The sequence below is a fragment of the Bradyrhizobium sp. Mp27 genome (assembly GCF_029953005.1).
Classification (GTDB): domain Bacteria; phylum Pseudomonadota; class Alphaproteobacteria; order Rhizobiales; family Xanthobacteraceae; genus Bradyrhizobium; species Bradyrhizobium barranii.
On record NZ_JASAUS010000001.1, the window covers coordinates 192116 to 214405 of the forward strand.

Annotated in this window: 4 protein-coding genes; 2 read left to right on the plus strand and 2 right to left on the minus strand. The window is 65.7% G+C overall.

Annotation, left to right across the window (positions count from 1 at the left end; translation table 11 throughout):
- Entirely contained in the window at nt 1–17034 is a 17034-nt protein-coding gene (locus tag QJT78_RS00830) for a leukotoxin LktA family filamentous adhesin (protein WP_281460165.1), read from the minus strand.
- 71 nt (nt 17035–17105) lie between these two features.
- The gene (locus QJT78_RS00835; protein WP_038941896.1) at nt 17106–17855 is read right to left on the minus strand and encodes a hypothetical protein; all 750 of its coding nucleotides are present in this window, start codon (nt 17853–17855) and stop codon (nt 17106–17108) included.
- A gap of 295 nt (nt 17856–18150) precedes the next feature.
- Between QJT78_RS00835 and QJT78_RS00840 the strand changes: the two genes are divergently transcribed.
- Both QJT78_RS00840 and QJT78_RS00845 read left to right on the plus strand, forming a co-directional pair.
- On the plus strand, nt 18151–19182 hold the full coding sequence (locus QJT78_RS00840; protein ID WP_038941897.1) for an ABC transporter substrate-binding protein: 1032 nt from the start codon (nt 18151–18153) through the stop codon (nt 19180–19182).
- Nucleotides 19179–21893, plus strand: coding sequence for a hybrid sensor histidine kinase/response regulator (locus QJT78_RS00845; RefSeq protein ID WP_038941898.1), 2715 nt, complete (start codon nt 19179–19181; stop codon nt 21891–21893). Before QJT78_RS00840 ends, QJT78_RS00845 begins: the two co-directional genes overlap by 4 nt.
- Nucleotides 21894–22290 lie beyond the last annotated feature (397 nt).

The window sequence follows — 22290 nt, forward strand, 5'->3', positions numbered from 1 at the left end:
TTACCATGCCTGTGCGAGACGGCCAACGGACGGCTTCGCCGTCTCGACCGCCGCATCCTTCCAGCCCGGACGACCCACGCGCTGTCCCTGACGGCGCAGCTTGCGCAGGTCGCTCAGTCCCTCGATGTTGACGGCGGGACCGGAGCCGATGGTCTCGACCGGACGCGGCGTCAGCAGCGCATCGAGCCGCGCCTGGCCGGAGAGACCGAGCAAATAGAACGTCCCCCCATCCTTCTTCGCGAGCCAGGTCTCGATGCTCTCCTTGCCCTCGCCGTCGACCGGGATGTTGCGCACCATGCTGGCGCCGGTGAAGTCGTAGCAGCAGGTGTGGGTCGGCCCGTAATTGGTGACGCTCGCCGAGACGTCGCCGGTGTAGAACACCACATAGGCGTTGCTGACATTGGCGTTGCCGATCTGGCTCATCGTGAACACGCCGCCCGGCTGGTAGAGCTGGAGCGTCGGCCCGTTGGTCGGCGCCAGCGTCCGGTTGTTCAGGAACACCTGCTGGGTGGCGGTGGTGAGCATGAGCTGGCCCGGGACATAGCCGTTCAGGATCGTGACCGCATGCGCGTCGGTCCAGAAGTTCGCGTCCACCACCCTGAACTGGTTGACGATGATGCTGTCCGGGTCGATCGAGATGTTGGCGGACTTCGCGACGCCGCCGTTATAGCCGGTGATGTTCATGATCAGCGGGATCGCCGGATTCGAACGGATCTGCTCGCCCCTGACGTTGATCGTGTCTGCCGCCAGGTCGAGCTCCCGGACGACGCTGACCCAGTTGATCGTCAGGTCACCCGACGACGTCATCTTGACGATGTCGCCGCTGATCCGGTCGAACGAGACCGATCCGGCCACATCGAAACGCGTCTCGCCGTTGGCGGTGATCGATCCGCCGCGGAGCGAGCCCGTGTCGGACTTGACGTTGAGGTCGCCGGCATCGCCCGGGATACCGGTCGTTGTGAGCTGGCTGAAGACGATATCGTTGACGGCATGAAGGGTCTGCGTGCCGCCGCTGATGGCGGTGCCGACGGTGATCCCTCCGGCCGTCGCGGTGACGTCGAGCGTGCCGCCCACGTTGAGATTATCCCAACGAACGACGGTGCCGCTCAGGACCGCGTTTCCGGTCGTGGCCGTGAGGTTATGACCGGTGTTGGTCCCCGCCGCGATCAGCCTCGCCGAGCCGTTGGCCGAGACCGAGCCGAGCGTCGCCACGCCGCTCGACATCACCGTCTGCGCGAGGATGAAGCCATTGTCGGCATTGACGTTGATGCTGCCGGCGTCGCCGTTGATGCCCGTCGCCGTCAGCGCGTTGAAGGTGACGTTGTCGTGGGCATGGATGGTCTGCGTGCCGCCGCTCTGCGCCGTCTGGAACGTGATGCTGCCCTGGCTTGAAGTCACGCCCAGCGTCGTGCCGACATTGAGGACATTCCAGTTGACCGGACCGCTCGCGGTCAGCAGGCCCGAGCCGGTCGTGGCAGCGAGCGTGTTGCCGGTGATGGTCGTGGCGGCAAGCAGCGTCGCCGAGCCGTTGGCCGAGACCGAGCCCTGGCTCGTCACGCCGCCAGACGTCACCGTCTGCGCGAGGATGAAGCCGTTGTCGGCGGTGACGTTGATGCTGCCGGCATCGCCATTGATGCCGGTCGTCGTCAGCGCATTGAACGTCACATTGTCATGGGCGCTGATGGTCTGCGTGCCGCCGCTCTGCGCGGTCTTGAAGGTGATGCTGCCCTGGCTTGCCGTCGCACCCAGCGTCGTCCCGACGTTGAACGTGCTCCAGTCGATCGGGCCGGTCGCGGTCAGCACGGCCGAGCCGGTCGTGGTGGCAAGCGTATGGCCGGTGATGGTCGTGGCCGCCAGCAGCGTCGCCGAGCCATGGGCCGAGACCGAGCCCAGCGTCGTCACGCCGCCCGACGTCACCGTCTGCGCCAGGATGAAGCCGTTGTCGGCGGTGACGTCAATGTTGCCGGCGTCGCCGGCATTTCCGGTCGTCGTCAGCGACTTGAACGTCACGTTCTGGCTGGCGTGGACCGTCTGCGAGCCGCTGCTGTCGGCGGTCCCGATGACGATGCTGCCGTTGTTCGCGACGGCACTGAAGCTGCCGCTCGCGCCGGTCGCCGTGCCCGCCAGCACCTGGTCGAGCGTCAGCGCGCCGGTGCCGATGATGTCCACGTTGCCCTTCACCGCGGAGAGCAGGCTCGCCTCGGTGTCGGTCAGCGCCTTCAGGTAGATGCCCCCGGCGCTCGCGCTCGCCGACAATTGTACGGCGTTGAAGGCGAGCCGGCTCGTGGCACTTCCGATGCCGTTCGATGCACTCAGCGACAGCTCGGCGCCCGCGCCGGATGCGACGAACCTGGTCTGGCCGTCGCCATTGTCGAGGATCGCGCCCAGCGAGGCGACGCCACCGGCGGTGACGATGATCGAGGGCGCGTTCGAGGCAGCCGCATAAGACAGCGACGAATTCAGCTGGCCGATCGTCGCATCGCCCGTGGTGGTCACCGAGATCAATCCGGCCGCGTTGATGGCCGAATAGGCGCCCATCGTCAGCGTCGCGGCGACCAGGGTGACGCCGTCCGAGCTGCTGGTCGCAACCACCGGCGCCGCACTGGTGCCGGCCGCGAAACTCATGCCGCGGTTGGCGAGCAGCTGCATCAGGCCGCCGCTTGTGATGTCGGCATTGACGGTGAGCCCGCCGCGCGCTGCGTTGAGGGTCAGCGCGCCGCCGGCCGTCAGCGTCCCATAGGTGCCGCTTGTGCCGACCATGAGATCGCCGGTGACGGCGAGGATGCTGAGGTCGCCGACCGCCGAGCCGGTCACCGCGCCGGAGATATTCACCTGCAGCGGTTGGAAGGTCGAGCCGTTGAAGCCGATGTTGCCGCCGGCGCGCAGATCGAGGTCGGCGCCCAGGATGTGGATTGCCGTACGGTCGGTGAAGCCGGCCTCGGCGTAGATGCTGCCGGTCGCGGCGAGCTGGATCGCATTGCCGGCGGCGATGTTGCCGAGAATGAGATCGCCGGTGGTCTGCTTCAGGTAGATGCCCTGCGCCGACGAGACCTGGTCGAGCTGGTCGTTGGACGGATCTGCGAACGCGATCTGAAGCGCGTTCGTATTGTTCGCGGGGTTGCTTCCGGCGGTTCCCGAGGGGGCACCGACATTGCCGTGCTCGGCGATCAGGGTCAGGTTGCCGATATCGCCCGAAATCACGGCTCCGCCCGCATTGTTGGAAATGCTGTTGACGGCGTCGAGCTTGACGTCGCCGCGGCCGGTCACCTGGATGCCATTGGCCTGCGCGGCCGTGATCGGGCCGTAATTGGCGGTGACGCCGCCGAGCGCGAGGCTGTTCTTGCTGCCGAGATAGATATTCGTCAGCGCCTTGGCCGAGATCGCGATCGGGTTGTCGACGACGACGAGGTTTTGTTGCGACAGGCTGACCGTATAGGTCGTGACATGGGTCGTCGGATCCGTGACCGCGCCGACGGTGAGCTGACCGGGACCGGCGGTGGCGAGCAATCCCCTCTGCTCCGGTGTCAGCGACGAGGAATCGACGCTGGTGAAGGTGAAGGTCTGGGGCGCGGCCGAATTGCCGACCGAGCCGCGCGGCGCGTAGAGCATGATCTGGTTGGCGCTGACATTGGCCACGACGTTCTCGTCGATCGGCGGCGGCGCCGCGCCGACGGCCGACGACGACACGGTGTAGGCTAGCTGGCTCTGCGTCCACTGCGAGCCCGCGGTGATGATGCTGTAGACCCGCTCGGTCGATGCGAGCGTGTAGCTGTAGTTCGCATTATAGGTGTTGAGCGCAGTCTGCAGCGCCGTGTTGCTAGGCAAGCGCTGATTGGCTGTCGTCACACCCTCGAACAGCTTCGTGAACAGGGTCGCCGACAGCGAGCTGCCGAACACGGTCCCCAGCGGATCGGTGGGAGCGGTGCCGAGCAATGTTGTCAGCGAGGTCTTGAGTTCGTCGGTGGTGATCTTGCCGAGCAGGAACTGGTCCCGCAGGAACCGCGTCGTGGCCTCGACCTTCATGTCCGTCGTCGAGACGTTGGCGGGATCGATGCCGAGCTTGGCCGCCACCTGCGCCCGCAGCACCGTCTGCCCCACCGAGGTCGGGTTGTAGGTGCTGCCGTCCTGGAACGCGATGTTCTTGAGCTGGAAGTAGTCGTTGTAGGCCGACGTCACCATCGACTGGTAGCTGTTGACGGCGTTGGTGGCGGCGTTGCCGCTGAGCAGGTCGAGGCTGGCCCAGACGTCCTGCAGATGCTGGCTCTGCGCCTGGGTGAGGCCGACCGCCGCGCGGCCATTGAGGATGCTGGCCTGGTTGCCGTCGGAGCCGGCGGCTTCCAGGAAGACCGGACCGCCGGTCGACTGGATCGTGCCGAGGCGGAGATCGCCCTTGGACTGGACGATGTAGGTGCCGGTCGCCGAGGCGCTGTCGAGAACGCCCCCATCGACGGCTCCGCTCGCCTGTGTCGTGCCCGTCGCCTGGATCACCAGCGGGTTGATGTTGGTCAGGGTGCTCGCGCCGTTGACCACGGCGCTCTTCGCGCCGATCGCGCCGGAGGTGGAGTTGATCTCGATGTTCTTGCCGATCACGACGGGATTGGCGATGTTGTAGGCGGACGCCGAGTTGATGTCGCCGGTCGCCGAGAGGAAGACGCTGCCCTGCGGCGTGGCGCCTGCCGAATTCACCTTCACCTGGTTGATCGACAACGCGCCGATCGCGGAGATCGCGATGTCACGGTCGATCGAGCTGGCGGTCAGGCTGCCGCCATAGATCTGCACCTGGACGGGAGCCTTGGTGGTGCCGAGCGTGCCGATGCCGCCGTCACCCCGAAGCGTCACGCTCGTACCCGATATCACCGGGTTGTTGGCATTGGCGCCGACCGTAATGGACGAGTTGGCGCCGGTGGCGGCGAGCGTCGTCGTGCCCTGAAGGTTGTTGATCGACCCGTTGATGACGATACCGGAGGTCGAATTGACGACGACGTCGCTACTCCCGCCGCCGGTGAACTTGATGTTGATCGGGTTCGACGCCTTGACCGTGTTGGTCAGCGTGAGCGTCAGGTGATCATAGATCGCCTGGTACCAGTTGAACTGGGCGTCCGCGCCGCAGCACTTGTCGGGGTGGGTGCCGAGCGGGACGGGACTTCCGTCCGCATACGTTCCGTCGGCCCAGTGATAGCTGCCGGTGGCGGTGGTGACTTTCTGGTAGTTGCTGGTCTGCGGGCCGGTGGAGCCGCCGCCGCCCGTGGCCTGCTGCACGTTCTCAACCAGGCTGATCGTGCGGGTCCAATTCTCTCCGGTGGTCGCGTTCGGCGTGAAGTGCCAGCCATAGTCGAACTGCGTGCTGTTGGTCGGACGATCGATCGTCGCCGTGTCGACCCACTGATAGTACATATTCTCCTTCGTCGCATATTGGATGCCCGCCGTACCTGTCCTGGCTGCAAGCATCGAGGGATCGATCGCGTTCGCGGTGACACTGTTGACCTCGTACCGCGACACCTGCTGGCTGCTCGCAGCCTTGGGATCGTAGACCCACCACGTGGTCTTCCCCTTGAGCTGATCGACGATCTCGACCACGCTCTGGGCGGTAGCGCCGGTATTGATGGTGTTGGTGACGAGCGCAAGCCCGCTGGTGTTGTTGACCGTGATGGTGCCGGCGCCGCCCTTGATCTCGATATTACCCTGGGTCTGGGTGCTGTCGGTCGAGGTCGAGATGATCTTGCCGTTCAGATAGACATAGCCGCCCGCGCCCTGCACCACGCCGTTGAGGATGAACTGGTCGGTGAGCGCGTTGTACTTGACCCCGATCTTGACGTCGCCGGTACCCGACGTCGTCAGATTGGTCCCTGAAATATCGACATAACTGCCGTTCCGCGCGTTGGCCTGGGCCTGGGCAAAGGCGGCGCTGTTGTTCTTGAGATCCGTGACCTGCTGCGCCGCGGCGGCGCCGATATTGACCGAGTAGTTGCTGCTTGAGCCGGCCTGGATGGTGCCGTTGATGTTGATCACCGACGCCGAGATGATGACCGCCTGGCCGCTGATAGTCTGGGTGGCTGTCGCGGTGGCCGGTGTATCCGCAGTCTTGGGCGTGATCGCATCCGGCTGGATGTTGATGACCTGGAAGAAGGCTGAGCAGCCCGAGCAGTTGAACGGCGTCTTGTACGGACCGCTATCCGCGTAGACGTTCCGCCCGTCATAGGTCGTTTTCTCCCACGGTGCAGTCGAGATGACCTGACTGGTCGGCCCCTCGATCTGCTGGAGCGTGCTGACGCTCGGCACGCTGCCGGCGTTGGGATTGCCGTTGCCGGGCGCGCCTTGGCCCACCGGCAGGAAGATCGATGAATAGAGCGAGGTGCCGTCGTAATACGTCATCAGCATGCGCGCGGTGAAGATCGTGCTGGCGTCGGCGTTGCCGACGGGTTGATACACGCCGTGGCTGCCGTCGGTGCAGCAGTAATAGAAATAGGGGTGATCGGTTCCCGAAGCGATATGCGGAGCGGTATAGTAGTCGCCGTAGGCGCCGAGATAGGTCGCCGCCGTCATCACCGCGGTCAGCGTGTCTTCCGGCCTGTTTTCGGTGGTGGCCCATTGCGAGGTGACTGCGCTGCCGCTGTCGTAGAAGCTCCCGATACCGCCGAGGAAGGTGAACGTGCCTTTGGGCACCACGATCTGGACGGTCGCGGCACTGAGCGACTGCGATGCGACGACGCTGCCGAGATTGTTGATGATCTTGAGCAGGCCGTTCGCGTTGTTGACGGCGCCGTTGAAATAGATGTCGGGCGTGCGCGTCAGCACGTTGCCGTTCTGGTCGATGCCTTGACCGGAGTCAGGATCCAGGCGGTTGTAGGTGGCCGAGACGTCGATGACCGGCGTCGCGCTCGGCATCGCGGTGAAGGTCACATTGGAGTGCGAGTCCGGGTCGACATGGTCGATCTGGCGGTAGGTGATGTTTCCTCCGGTCACATCGGTGACCGTGAGGTTGCCCAGGCTCATGAAGTCGAGGCCCTTGTTCTCGATCTTGATCAACGGCGAGCTGCGCGCGATGACCGCCGGTGCCGCGGGATTCGATCCGCTGTTGCCGGTCAGCTTCTGAGCCAGGATCGAGACGTTGCCGGCGGACACCATGATGTCGCCGAACGCGAAGGCGTTGCCGGGCGCGTCGGAGGTAAACGGCGCCTGCTTGATCAGCGTGTCGATCTGGCGCTGCTTGTCGCCGGTCGGGTCGGTGCCGGTCGGCGACATGCTGGCGGGCGCGGTGGGTGTCGCCGCCGCGAGCTGGGAGCGGACCTGCGCCTCGGTCAGGCCGGTCAGCGACGCCAGCTGGTTGACCACCAGCTGGTAGGGATTGAAGTTGCCGACGACGGCATACTGGACCGTCTGGTGGTTCCAGCTCATCACCGGGCTCAAGTGATTGACGTCGGAGACGAGCTCAAGGACCGATGAAGAGCCGTTTGTCAGCAGGGAATAGGGACTGGTCGTGCTCAGCGTCGGCGCGGCCGCACCGAGCTCGATCGTGATCGTCAAATCGTTGTTGACGCCGGCCACCACCAGGCCATTGAGCGCGACATCGCCGATTCCGCTGGTGTGGCTGTGGTTGTCGCTGTTCTTGGCGCTGAAGATGTCCAGATACGGATTGTAGTTGCTGCCGTTGCCGGCCGCCGTGACCTGCCCTTGCGTTGCACCGAGATAGATGTCGCGCGCGCCGAGGATGCTCGAGGTCGGGGCCAGCGTCAGGCTCGTCGTGTCGTCGGCATTGGCCGTGCCGCGATAAAGCGTGGAGATCGGAACGGCGGTGTTGTTGTAGACGACCGTCGTCGCCGTCGCCTGCACGCTGCTGAAGACGGTGCCGTCGCCGGACATGCCGGCATAGATGGTGATGTCGCGCCAGGCCGCGATCTTCGCGCTGTCGCCGACATTGACGGACTGGTTGGCGTGGACCCAGCTGTTGGTGCTGGCGCCGACGCCCGCGATCGCGCCGTAGAGGCTGGCATTGGCGTTGTTCGCCGCCGCCATCTTCGCGGCCGTCCCGATATAGATCTTGCCCACGCTGAACAGCTCGCGGGCATTGATGTTGACCGCGAGCGTGGCGTTCGCCGTCATGTTGGATTCGGCGCCGCCGCCGGCGAAGAAGCTGGCCGTGGCCAGGCTCGCCGTATCGTTGGTGTTCAGCGTGTTGTAGGCCTCGATATTGATGAACGCCGCCGACGTCCGCGGATCGCCGTTGAGGCTCAGGACCGTGCCGGCGCCGATATTGGTGTTGATGTGCTGGGTGACGGTCGAGGTGCTGAGTGCGGCTGCGCCCGAGAACGAGCCGCCGGAGCCCGACCGCGCGCCGCCGCCGCCCTGGTTGACGATGTCGTTGGCGATGACGACCATGTTGCCGCCCGCCGAATTGATGATCAGGTGCGTTCCGATCTCGGCAGTGGTGGTGGAGTCGACGTCGTTCTGGGCCTTGCCGGCCGAGACGCCGGCCGTGGACGCCTGATAGGCATCGCCGCTCGCGGCATAATTCGTGGTGTGGATGGCATTGATGCGGAGGCCGCCGAAATAGAGCGTGTCATCCGCTGTGCCGCCGTCGAACCGCGCATTGGTCACGGCGGTCGAGCTGGTGGTCGCGACCGCTGCGGCGCCGGCATAGGTGCCGCCGGCGCCGACCGTCGCATTTGAGACGTTGGTATCGGTGCCGGTCGCCGTGATCCGGAGGATACCCGTGTAGCTGCCATGGTTCAGGGTATCCATGTCCGCGGGCGCACCCAGATAGGCATAGGTGTGCGCGCTCGACGACGTCTGCGCGACGGTGGCGCCGAGCGCCAGGAACCCGGTCGAAAGGCCCGTCCCCTCGGCATATTGCGCGCTGTCGTTCTCGGCCGCGATGGTCACGTTGGCGTTGGGCAGCACGATGCCCGTTCCGCCATAGGCGTTCACCGTCGCATTCTCCGAAGCCACGGCCAGGCTGCCCTGCGCGCCGATCAGCGAGCCGCCGCCGCCGGCGAGCGCCTTGGCCCAGGTCGTGGTGCCGCTGGTCGGGACCAGCGCCATGGCGGTCACCGCGAGCGCACCGCCCGAGAAGCTGACGTTGTCGCCGACATCGGCCGTCACCGTGGCGCCGACCGTGGACTTGGCGATGGCAACGCCCACGGCACCGCCGCCGACCGAAACGCCGATCGCCTCGCTCGACAGATTGGGCGTGATCGACGCCGACACCAGCGTGCCGACGCCGGTCGCCGATGTCGTGATCGAGGCACTGCTGCCGATCTCTGCCAGCACGGACGAGTTCTCGTGAGCCTCCGCATCCGCACCGACGCCGGCGACGATGCCGCCGCCGAGGGCGGTGGACGTCGTCGTCAACGTGCCGGCGCCGCTTGCGCCAACCGCCAAGGTCGCGACGTTGACGGTGGAGCCGTTCAGAACCCTTGCTGCGACCGAGTTCGTTCGGCTTGCCGTCGCGACCGACGCGCCGACAGCCACGGCGCCGCCGGTGACGCCGCCGGTGAAGACCACCTGGGTCGTCGAGTCCTGCGCCATGACGGCGGCGCCATTGCCGGTGCCGCTCGCGCCGGTGATCTGGCCACCGAGCAGCGCCACCACGGAATTGCTGACATTGCCGACCGCCACCGCCGCCTGCGCGCCGAAGTAAAGCGCGGCACCGCCGGCGACCGCCTCGGTGTCGATGGTCTTGCCGGCATAAGGTCCAGTGGTCGCGTCCTTGACGACCGCCGCAACGGTGACGACAGGTGCCGTGACGGCCAAGGGCGTATCTGCGGCCACCAGCACGCCGGAGCCGTCGCGTCCGTAGTCACTCAGATTGGCGAGCACGGTGCTGTTGACGCTGGTGTAGCCAATGCCGGCCCCGATGCCGACATTTTTCGCAAAGCCGGCGCCGAGCAGATACATCTTGGCCGCATTGGCGCTGGTGGCAGTGACATTGACCTGCGTGCCCGTGACGTTGCCGCCCGTGATCTGCGCGACGACGGCGTCGTTGCCGCCGCTCAGCACGCTGCTGACGTCGTAGGTCGAGCTGACGTTGGCGCTGTTCGGATTGCCGGCCGTGCCGCTGGCGACCGCGTTGCTGCCTTGCGTGTGGTTGGTGCCGTTGTTCACGGACGCGATGGTGCCGTTGTTGCCCTGATTGAGCTGGCCGGTCTGCTGGCCCTGGGTATCGGCATCGGCGGTGTTGGTGCCGATGATGATGACGCCGACGGTCGCGCCGATACCGACGCTGCCGCCGATGCCCGCGGTGACCGCGTAGGACAGCACCTCCTTGGTGCTGAGCGCATTGACGTTGATCGCGCCGGCCGAGTTCAGATTGCTGTTGCGGCTTTCCGCAATGGTCTGGCTCTTGAAGCTGATGACGTTAGCCGCAGCGCCCACGCCGACGCCTGCGCCGCTCGCACCGACCGCAAGCGCGCCTGCGATCTCCTTGATCGCCACGTCCTCGTTGGCGTTGATGGTGACCGCACCGGCCGCACCGCCCGTCACCGATTGCAGCGTGGTGTCGTAGACGCCGGCGATGGTGGTGTTGTTGGCGATCTCGATGTTCGCCATGCCGGCGATCGCGGCCGTGCCGGTCGAGAGCGCACCGCCGATCGCATAGGCCTCGAAGCGGTTCTTGGTCTTGGCCTCGACGTCGAGCGCGCCGCTCAGATTGAGCGCGGTCGTGTGTGCAGCGCCATTGCCCTGATAGTGGAACTCGTCGCCGACATAGGCCTCGGTCCGGTTCGAGGAGACCTGGACCAGGAACGCCGCGCCGATCGCGGCCTGGCTGCCATAGGCCCCGGAGCCGTTCGCGGAGAAGATGCCGGTGTTGTTGGTGGCGTTCACCGTCAGCGACGCAGCCGTCAGCGCGCCGCCGTCGACATAGGCTTCCGTCGTGGCCTGGAAGACGTTCAACCCGACCGAGCCGGTGTTGAAGCCGATCGCGATCGAGGACGCGTCCTGCTCGGCATTGGCCTTCACGGTGACGGCTCCGACCGTCGCGCTCGACGACTGCACGCCGCCGACCGTGGCATTGGTGATGTACGCGAACGTCCCGCGCTGCATCGTGGTGCTGATGATGGTGGCACCACCGCCGCCATTGCCGGTGGGCGGGATGATGCCGGCGCCGAATGCGCCGGAATAGGAGAAGCTCGACGCGGCAACCTCGATCTGCGGCGCCAGCGTCGACGAGGTCAGGCGCGTGTCGATGGCGGCGCTGTCGATATAAGCCCGGGTCTGCCCGCTCATCACATTGGTGATCGGGTTGATCATGATGGCGATGCCGCTGCTCGCGGCGAGCGAAGCGACGTTGGTCACGACCGCCTGGTGCGAGCTCGCGACCACGGCAAGGCCGCGCACGGTGTCCTGGGTCTCAGTGAGGTCGGGCGTGGTGTCGGTCGGCGCATGCGCGGTGCCGAGGTCGAAGGCATGGGCGAGCGAGCCGCTGTTGACCGACAGCGTATCCGCGCTGCTGGTCCCGAGCGCATCGACCTTGGTGTTCGCCCCGCTGATATAGGCCGCGGTGGTGCCCGTGATCTGGTTGGTGACCAGCGAGCCGGCGCCGCCGGCCGCCCCCTTGCTGATCGACACGGCGCCGGCGAACACGCCCGCCTTGTCGTTGTTGCCGGCGATTACGGCGACGTTGTTGGTGGCGGTGACGTCGGCGCCGTTGATACCATTGGTGCCGGCGGCGGTGATGCTGGCGGTGACGTTGGTCCCCATCAGATTGGTGGCGACCGAGCCGGCCAGACCGACCTGCGAGGACATCGCGATACCGACCGCAACGGTCGAGATGTTGGCGTTCGAGTTCGCACCGACGGCGACGCTGCCCGAGGCGGTCAGCTTGGACCCGGTGACGCCGGCGCTGACATTGTTGGCGATGCTGCTGTAGACGAGCGCCAGACCCGCAGCGCTGCCTTGCGTCGAGGCGCCCGCGACCGCGGCGGTTCCGGTGATGCTGGAGTTGTCGGTCGCGGAGACGGAAATGTTCTTGGCCGTGACGCTCGATTGCGTCGCGCTGGACTGGCCGTTGCCGATGGCCGCCGTAACGGTATTGGAGATGCTGCTGATCGTGGTGCCGCCGACGCCCGCAAATTGTCCGGTCGCCAGACCGAAGCCGATCGTGACCGCCTGGATCTTGGAGGAGTCGACCGCGCTCACACTGACATTGCCGTTGCTGCCGGCCGTCATCAGGACGTTGGCGATATAGGCCGAATGCGTGGTTGCGATGGTGTTGTAGACGATCGAGGCGCCGACATTGTTCTTGCCCGCCTGGATGAGACCCGCAACGGAGACGATGCTGGCTCCCGGACCGTTGCCCGTGCCGCCGTTGAGCGCAGCTGCGCCGAAGTCGATGCAGTTCTGCCCGCCGGTGCCGCCGGCGACCGTGCAGGTGTCCTCGGCGAGATGATTGTTGTTCGACTTCTTGACGAGGTTTCCGAGCGCAGTGTCGAGCGCCGACACCGCGCCGCTGTCCGCCAGCACCGTCACGCGGCCGACATTGATGCTCACCGTCGAGCCGCTGTTGATATAGGCTGTCGTGGTCGGCGTGATCTCGCTGACGACGATCGCGCCGGCAAGTCCGTTGGCGCTGGCCCCGCCCCCGCCTGAGGCCGCACCGGCCGCAATCACGCTGGCGCTGTCGGCCATCACCAACAGGGTGTCGTAGTTCGAGATCGCCGTGCTGCGGATGTGCGCGTCGGTCGCGTTTCCGCCCGTGGGATCGGCGATCGAGGCATAGGTCAGCCCGATGCCGACTCCGGCCTGGCCGCCCGATATATAGAGAGAGCCGCCGCCGATCGCGATGTTCGTGGTCTGGTAGGCATCGACCTCGAGCGCCCGGTTGACGCCGGACGCCTGCCCCGTGATCGTCGAGCTCTCGATATAGGCGTTGGCGCTGTCCGTGATGATGCCGACGGAGGCCGACAGCGACGCTGCATTGGATTTCGATCCCGCCACGCCGATGGCAACGACGGTCTCCGAGCCGCCATTGAGCGCCTGCACCGTCACCGAACTCTGATTGTTCATGGTGGTGCCGTAGATATAGGCGAGCGTCGCATTGTTCGACATCGCCGCCGCGATCGCGCCGCCGATCGCAGCCCCCGTGGCAGACCCTCCGGCCAGATTGAGCGCCGCGGAGCCGGAACCATTGTTGAGCATAGTGTCGTTCAGCGCCTGAACGATCGTGTTGGTCAGCACGGCGCCGGTCGTGGTGTACTTGTTGACCGTCGTGTTCCTGATATAGGCGCTGGTGCCGAGCGAGACGTCGCTCACCGACGAGCTGCCGGCGAGATCGAGGCTGAAGCCGCTCGTGCTCGATCCCGAGGTCGAACCAATCTTGCCCGCCGCCGTCGTCACGCCGGCGGTGCCTCCGGTCGAGGCGGCGCCGGCAGCGCCTGCCTTGTCGGAGAAACTCGACGACGCCGGGTCGGAGACGGCTGCCGCGACGGCGGCCGCCGTGATGCGTCCCGAAGTGGTCGCGCTGAGTGTCAGATTGTCGACATTGACCGCCCCGCTTCCGCCGCTGGTGCCGGCGAACGGATCGTTGGCGCTGAACACGCCGGGCCGGATGTCGGAATGGTTGTCGCCGATATAGGCGGAGGTGTCGGTATTTGCGCCGAGATAGGCGACCGACAAGCCGACCGCCGAACCGCCGCTCCCGTTATAGCTCATCGCGCCGGACAGCGTCACGACCGACAGATCCTGCTGCGCCAGAATGCCGACGGTCGGGGCATAGACGGTGGCCTGGCTCGAGATCGACGCGTGCGTCGTGTTGTTCAGGAAACCGAGCGAAGTGATGCCGTTCAGCGCCAGCGTGCCGGCAGCCTTGCCGGACGACGGTGCGACAGCGACGAACCGGTCGGAAGTGATCGCGTTGACGGCGATGTCGTCCGCAGCACGCAGCGTCGCACGGTCCGAAACGCCGGCGATGGTATTGGTGTTGAACTGGACGAGATTGAGCGCGCCGCCGACCGAGGAGCCGCCCGAGGTGTTGCCGAACAGGAAGCCGAGCGTGCCGACATTGCCGGCGGCGTCGATCGACGCCGTGGTCGTGGTGGCCGCGATCTGGAGGCTGGCGTTGTAGGTATGGACGTCGCCATTGTCCATGCCGGCCGACCAGCTGCTGCCGCAGGTCGCGGTCGTGCAGGTCGCAGTCAGGCTGGCGGAGCCGGCCACCCACGCCGTCGTGTTGTTGTTCACCACGAAATGGTTCAGCGAACCTGCGATGCCGATCGTGTCTCCGGCATCGGCCGTTGCGTTGGCATAGCTGGTCAGGATGTTGCCGCCGACGCCGAGATTGCCGTTGAGATGGCTCAGGACCGCACCCAGCCCGTCCCACTTCAGCCAGGTGTTGGTGATCGGCAATTCGGTGGTGGCATCGACGGCGATATTGGCCGCGTTGATCAGCGTGCCGTTGCCGACATAGGCGTTCGAATTGTGGGTGAAATTGCCCCAGGCAATGGCTGCGCTGATCGCCGTCCCCTCGCCTGTCGACACGTCCTTCGTGATCGCGCTGGACGTCGCATTGCTGCGAACGCCGCGATCGATGACGTTGCTGGCGACAGCGACGTTGCCGCTGGCATAGATGCTCGGCGCGCCGCCGCTCGGATTCTGCGCGATCGCAGCGGTCGCGCTCTGCGTGCTGTTGGCCAGCGAGAGTGCGCCTGCGACCTTGAAATCGAAGCTCAGCGGCACCAGCGAGGTCATGTGGTCCATGACGAAGTGCGTCGGCGAAGCGACGTTCGAGACCGCGAATTCCTGGATGGCCGCGACCAGCGCCGGCAGGCCGGCGATGGCCGAGGCCATCGTGGAATTGCTCGTGGTGTCGGACGTCGCCTCGACCAGAACAGAACCGTTCATCCGGTCGCCGGCACTGGTTCCGAGCGATGCGCCGAGCGTCGCGGTCGCAGACGTCGTGACGTCGCTGATGGCGACCGCGGCGCCGACAGCGCCGCTCGCATTCGGCCCGCTCGCCGCAACCGACGTTGCGCTGGTCGAGAACGAATTGTTGTTGATCGCGCGGACCTTCAGGGTGCTGCCGCTCGTGTTCACCGTGCCAGCCGCAATATGCGCGCCGGTTGCAACGTTGGCGGTCGTCGTCACCGATCCCGTGGAATAGGCCACCGTCGGGACGATCTGCGCGCTGGTCGACGCTGCGACAGCGGAGACGGCGATGGTCGCATCATTGAGCGCCTTGATCTCGAGGTTGCCACCAGCGTTGACCGTCGCACCCGAGGCCACGTTGGTCGTGGCAGTGCCGTCGATCTTGCCGACGACCACACCGGCCGCGACCGGCGTGAGGCTGCCGAGCAAGGTGGTAGCGACCGCCGGATCCGACACGGTCTCCGTGGCGTGCGCCGAAATGGTCACATCGCCGCGCCCGTTGATGTCGGCATGGCTGTTGATGTTGAGGGTCGCCGTAGCGCTTGCGGCGAGATAGCCGCCATTGAGCCCGAGCACCGAGGCGGCAAGCGTCGAGCCGACAAGCGCGAAATCACCGGCCACCGAACCGTTCAGGAAGCTCGACACGGCCGTCGAGGTTGCGCTGATCGAGATGATGCCGCCGGTGACCTTGCCGTCGACCGTGATCGACGTCGTGGCGGTGGCCTGGCCGGACAGCTTGATGTCGCTCGCGGTTGCCCTCAGCGTCACGTTGCCGTCGGCGTAGGTGGTCCCGCCGAAGTTGACCGACTGGGCCAGGATCTGCGCGCCATTCATGATCTCGATGTTCGGCGCGTCGATGATGACGTTGTTGGCGTTGCCGGTCGAATGGCCGGAGCCATCGAGACGGCGGGCATCAATCATCGCATGCGCGGCGAGCGTGATGGAATGATCGGCCTGGATGAGGTAGTCGGCACCGGCGCTGAGCCCGGCGAGCGCATTCACGATGGAGCTGTTCGACAGCGTCACGCCGGTGTCGCCCTGAGCGGCATCACCCACGACCACGTCGGTCGGGTCGATCAGCAGCGTGCCGGCCTTGCCGTTGTCCGCACTGAGGTCGACCTTGATGCCTTTCCCAATGTCGATGATCCCGTTCGCGCTGAAGTCGACGAGACCGGCATTGCCCGTCTTCGCGCTGGCATCGAACCTGGCGCCGCCCGCGACGGTCAGGTTCTGCGCCGCCTTCAGGCGGATCTCTCCGGCATTGCCGTTTGCGCTTGCTATGTTGAGATTGGCCTTCTTGCCGACATCGATGTTGTTGCCGGCCTGAACCGTGATGTTGCTCGGCGTCGAGGTCTTGCTTTGCGCGGTGAGACGCCCGTTGACCCTGGCATTGTTGACGGCGCCGATATGGATCGAGCCGTTGCTCACGGTGATCGCGCTGGCGCTGCGCAGGCCCTTGGAGTTGACGGAGGCTGCGAACTTCGCGGCGTGGTCGAGATTGGCGATGTCGCGCTGGCTGGCGCCGCCGACAAAGACGTTCTGCCCGGTCAGGCGCACACCGTCGATCGCGTTGATGCGGCCATAGATACGGATGTTGCCGTCGGGCGAGACCGGGAACGAGCCCGCCATCAGATTGCCGACCGCCGACTGGTTGATCTGCCCGCCTGCGCCGATCAGGCTGTCGGTGAACTCGCGTGTCGGCGTCGAGACGTTGAGGCTGCCGACATTCACCGTGCCGCTGCGGCCGACCACGAACCCCTTGGGGTCGGCGAAATAGACGTTACCGCCGATCGCGCCGTTCATGTAGGAGTTCAGCGTGCCGTTGACGTAGACCGGGGCGTCGCGAACGATGTTGACCAGGTTCTGCGTGCCGGTCGGCAGCTGCAGATTGACGGTGTTGCCCTGCCCGACGCTGAACTGCGAGAACGAGTTGAAGGCGTTGTTGCCCGAAATCGTCGACGTCGTGACGTTGGTGACGCTGCCTGATGTCTGAAGGCTCGTCCCGGTGCGGCCGTCCGGGGTGATCACGTTCGCCGTCTGCGCCTGCAGGCGGACGCTGAACACCGGCAGGAAGACCATCTGCATCGCGCAGAGCAGCGACATCGAGCGGAAGCGTGCCAGCCTCCGCAGCGTCGTCAGCTCGTCATTGTGTTGCGTCGCAGATGGTCCGCGCATTTCATATCCTCTTCATCGACATTCGCGCCGATCCACAACTGGGTGGGAGAATGTCGTGAGGTCGTCCGGCATCAGAACTGGCCGGGCGGCAGCTTGAAGATGTCGGGGCTCTTGGCGTCGGCCACGTAGAACAGCAGCAGGCTCGTGGGGGTCAGCACACGCTGGTTGTTCTCCTTGTTCTCGAACGTGCCCTGCAGAAGCAGGATCACCGAGCGATCCTTGGCGTCGCTGCCACGGAACATCACGATGCCGCCGGCGACAGGCATGTTCATCGCGATCGAATCGGGCTTGAAGCCTTCGCCCATGAAATGGGCGCGCAGGATGTTGGCGTTGGAGAACAGCTTCTCCGGCGTCATCGCCGTGTCGGTCCCCTTCGACCAGACCGAGCCGACCTGGATCAGCGACTTGGACTTGTAGCCGAACACATAGGAGAGCTCGGCGGTGCCGCCGTTCGGCAGCAGCTCGGGAACGGAGAGCAGCAGGCTGTGCGTCAACTCGGACGCGTTGTCCTGCGCCCTGATCGCGTCGGGCTTGGCGCTGAAGTCCTTGGTCATCGCCGCGCGCACGTCGGCTTCGTTCATGCCGAATTTGGCGGAGCGGAAGCCGTCGATCGCCTTGGTCGTCTTGTCGTCCGCACCGGCGGCCGGCATCTCGGTCGCAGCAGCGACCGGCGCACCGGCGGCGGCAGCCGGCGCCGCACCGGCAGCTCTGGGTGCCGGCGCAGCCTTCTGCTTCGGCACCACTCCCTGAGCCGCGAGCGGCCCGGCTGCAACTGAGGTCAGCAGGCCCACGAGGGCCGGAAAAAGATAGATTTTGCGCATCGACAACCTTCGAAACAAACCTGAAACAACGCTTCAAAAAATCAGCCGCTCAGAAATCGACTTCTCCGAACCGTCGTCTCAACGAGACGGAAAATGTTGCAACGCCACAATGCGTTGCAGATCGTCACGGAGCAGACAAAGCTCGAAACAGCGACTCTTTGGCGGGGTAGGAATACGGTATCGGACTGCCGAATGCTGCGAATGAACATTCATAAGCGCATTTTTTCATCAATTGTGGACACCGCCCTTTCGCGTTAAGCATCCGGCTGGGACAGACCATCGTGCAAAGAATTCCATGACCGAACGGCCTTCCGCGTTCGCGCTCGATCGCCGCGGCTTCATTCGCCTCGCAGGCACAACCGCCGCAGGCTGGATTGCGCTCGGCGCAACGTCAGATCGCATGCGGATCGTTGCCTCGCTGACGGGATTGCCGCTCGACGACGAACTGACCAGACGGAGCATGACCGACAGCCCGACCTCCCGCCTGGGTGGTCTCATCGTCGGCTTGAGGCAGCGAGGCTGGGTCGAAGGCGTCAACTTCCGCCTCGAACTTCGTTCGACCTTCGGCGGACCGGACAAGCTCAAGACCGCGGTCCAGGAGTTGCTCGAGCTCAAGCCGGACGTGATCCTGACCGGCTCGACCATCGAAACCGCCGCAGTCTTTGCCGCCACCAAAACCATCCCGATCGTTTTCGCGACCGCCAACGATCCCGTCGGCAACGGCTTCGTCGAAAGCCTCGCGCATCCCGGCGGCAACGTCACCGGCTTCACCAACAGCACCGCCGAAATGGGCGGCAAATGGCTTCAGCTCATCCGGGAGGCGGTGCCGGGTCTCGCGCGCGTCGGCGTCCTTTTCAACCCGGCGACCACGCCGCGCGCCGGGCGCTTCTTCCTCGACTCGATCGAGCAGGAAGCTGCGACGTCAGGGGTGTCCGTGACCCCCGCGCCCGTCAATGCGCCAACGGACATCGACGAAACCATCAGGCGCTTTTCCGAATCGCCCAAGGCGGCGATGGTTGCGCTGGTCGACAGCTTCCTGGTGATCCACCGTCAGGCGGTCGTGGCGGCGGCGGCCAAACATCGCGTCCCCACGATCTATCCGTTCCATTATTTCATGGATGCGGGCGGACTGATGAGCTACGGGCCGACGCTGGAGGTGCGCTCGGCCGACTACGTCGATCTCATCCTGCGCGGCACCAAGGCCGGAGATCTGCCGGTGCAATCGCCGCGGAAATACGAGCTCCTGATCAACCGCACGGTCGCCCGCTCGCTCGGATTGACCATTCCATTCACGCTGCTGGCGCGCGCCGACGAGATCCGCGAGTGAACGAGGCGATCGACCAGGGACATTTGCGGACGCCCCCGGGCCAGTTGTTCCGAAAATATCTCTACTCGATCGTCGCCCTCGCCTTTGCCGCACTCGCCATCAACACCGGCTTCGACGTCTGGTTCTCCTATCGCGAGCAGAAGCAGCTTCTCGCGGCGACCCAGCGCGAGCAGGCAGCGAGCGCGGCTATCCAGATCGGCCAGTTCATCGGCCAGATCGAAAGCCAGATCAGATGGCTCTCGCGGCTGCCTCCGGAGCTGTCGAGCAACGAAGACGACCGCCTGAACGCGATCCGGCTCCTGCGCCTCTCGCCCGCGATCGCGGAAATTGCCGAGCTCGATTCGCAGGGCCACGAGCAGGTGCACGTGTCGCGCCGCGTCGCGGACAGGGTCGGCAGCAAGGCCGATCTCTCGGCCTCGCCGGCCTTCCGCGGTGCCAACGAGAGCCGGGCCTATTACGGGCCGGTCTACTTCCTCGGCGACACCGAGCCGTTCATGACGCTCGCCACGCGCGGGACCGGGCGGAATCCCAATGTGATCGTGGCCGACGTCAATCTGCGCTTCATCTGGGACCTCGTCGCCGGGATCAGGGTCGGCAACACCGGCAAGGCCTATGTGGTCGACCGCATGGGAGTCCTGATCGCACATCCCGATCTGTGGCCGGCGCTGCAACGGAGCGATCTCTCCGGGCATGCGGACGTGCGCGCCGCGCTCGATGGCGTGGGGCCGCCTTCGGGCGGCCTGGTCAAGGAGGATCTGTCGGGCCAGCGCGTGCTCTCGACTTATGCGACGGTCCCCTCGCTCGGCTGGCTGGTGTTCGTCGAGCTTCCGCTCAGCGAGGCCTACGCCCCGATCTATGCATCGATCGGACGCGCGACGTTTCTCCTGGTCGTCCTGCTCGCCTGCGCGGTCCTGGTGTCGCTCTGGCTCAGCCGGCGCATGACCGTGCCGATCCAGATCCTGACGCAGGGCGCGCGGCGGATCGGCAGCGGCGATCTCGGCCTGCGGCTCGCGATCAAGACCGGCGACGAGCTGGAAGCGCTCGGCGACCAGTTCAACCGGATGGCCGCGCATCTTCGCGACTCCTATGCGACCCTCGAGCGCAAGGTCGCCGAGCGGACCGCCGAACTCGAAAAGACCCGCGATCAGGCCCTGGCCGAACATGACGCCGCCGAGCGCGCGCGCAGGGCCGCCGTGCTGGCCAACGAGACCAAGTCGCGCTTCCTCGCCGTCGTCAGCCACGAGCTGCGCACGCCGCTGAACGGCGTCATGGGCGTGCTGCAGCTGCTCGACGACAGCAGCCTCGGCGAGGCCCAGCGCCGCCACCTCGCGACCGCGGAAGCATCGGGCGAAACGCTGATCGCGCTGGTCGATGCCATCCTGGAATATGCCCGCCTCGAGGCCAGCACCGAAACGCTGGAGACGCGCGACTTCCGCCTCCGCCAGCTGATCGAGACCGCGGCGGAGCTGATGTGTCCGCAAGCCTTCGGCAAGGGCCTGACCTTCGACCTCGCCTGCGATGCGACGGTCGACACATCCGTGCACGGCGATCCGGTCAGGCTCAACCGCATCCTGCTCAATCTGATCGGCAACGCCATCAAGTTCACCCCGCACGGCGGGATTGCGCTCGCGGCGGCCACCGAGCAACGCGACGATCATGTCCTGCTGCGCATCACCGTTCGCGATACCGGCATCGGCATCGCGCCCGACATGCACGAGCGCATCTTCGAGGATTTCGTCCAGGCCGACGATAGCATCGCGCGACGGTTCGGCGGCACCGGCCTCGGACTCGCGATCGCGCGCCGGCTCACGCGCCTGATGCGCGGCGAGCTGACGGTGGAGAGCACGCCGGGCGCGGGCAGCACGTTCACGCTTCAGGTGCCGCTCGGCCTCGCCGCAAGCGGCGTGGCGCAAGGCGCGGTCCCGCCGCCGTCGCGGCAGCTCCGCGTGCTGCTGGTCGACGACGATCCCGTCAATTGCGAGGTCGGTGAAGCCATTCTGAACCGGCTCGGCCATCGCGCGACGATTGCGAGAGACGGCGCGTCGGCCATCGCGCTCGCCCGCGATCAGGCGTTCGACATCATCCTGATGGATCTGCACATGCCCGACATGGACGGCGTCGAGGCGGCGTCGCGGATCGGCAAGCTCGATCTGCCGAAAATGCCGCGCATCATCGCCGTGACCGCCGACGTGTCGCGCAGCGCCCGCGAGCGGCTCGCCGGTGCCGGCATCGCCAAGGTCGTCAGCAAGCCGATCCTGATCAACGCGCTGCGCGAGGCGATCGAGGACGATCCAGCGCAGAAGATGCCCACGGCACAGCTTGCGGCCGGCGCATTGATCGATCGGCATTTCCTCGACGATCAAAAAGAACTGCTGGGCCAGGCACAAATCACCAAGCTGCATCATCTGCTCCAGGAGACCAGCGACAAGCTGATCGATGACATCGCCAAGGCCGCGGCGATCGGCGATCACAAGCAGCTCGCGCGGCTCACGCACCAACTCGGCAGCGCCGCCGGCGCGCTCGGCCTCGTCCGCCTGTTCGAGCGCTGCCGCGAAGTCGAGCTGGCAGCGGCCTCAATGTCCCCGCCTGAATGCCAGAGCGCAACGCGCGAGCTCGCCGCGCTTCAGAAGGCCTCGATGCGCGCGCTGGACGAATTGCTGCGGCCAGAAGAGCAGCGCGCGGGGCCCAAGACTGAGATTTCCAGCCATTGACACCTCGCATCGAACTGGCTTGTCTCAAGCTTGGCGGACGCGTTCAAACAGGCCGCGGACAAATTAGCGCAGCCACCCTGTGCGGGACTGAGAGGGGCGAAATTGCTGCAGACCAGGGGTTTTCTGTTTTTGGCGTTGACGCTGATCATCAGCCTAACGATCGTTCATGGCTCGCTTTGGGTCCGAGGAGTTAGGCCATCACCTCGAACGAGCTTATGGGAGCACTTGATCTGGGAGGTTTTCCCCAGGGATGATCAGCAAAGGCAATACCTGAAGCAGCGATTTTTGACGGTGATCGTCGTGCTTCCAATCGTCGCGTTCGCGGTCCACGCACTTCTTGAAAAGCTTGCCGGATAGCTTGCGACCTAAAGGGGATATCGCCGCACGGCCCGCTTCT

Excerpts from the sequence above, each read along its gene's own strand:
- QJT78_RS00830 (WP_281460165.1), bottom strand. The coding sequence starts at position 17,034 with ATGCGCGGACCATCTGCGACGCAACACAATGACGAGCTGACGACGCTG.
- QJT78_RS00835 (WP_038941896.1), bottom strand. The coding sequence starts at position 17,855 with ATGCGCAAAATCTATCTTTTTCCGGCCCTCGTGGGCCTGCTGACCTCA.
- QJT78_RS00840 (WP_038941897.1), top strand. The coding sequence starts at position 18,151 with ATGACCGAACGGCCTTCCGCGTTCGCGCTCGATCGCCGCGGCTTCATT.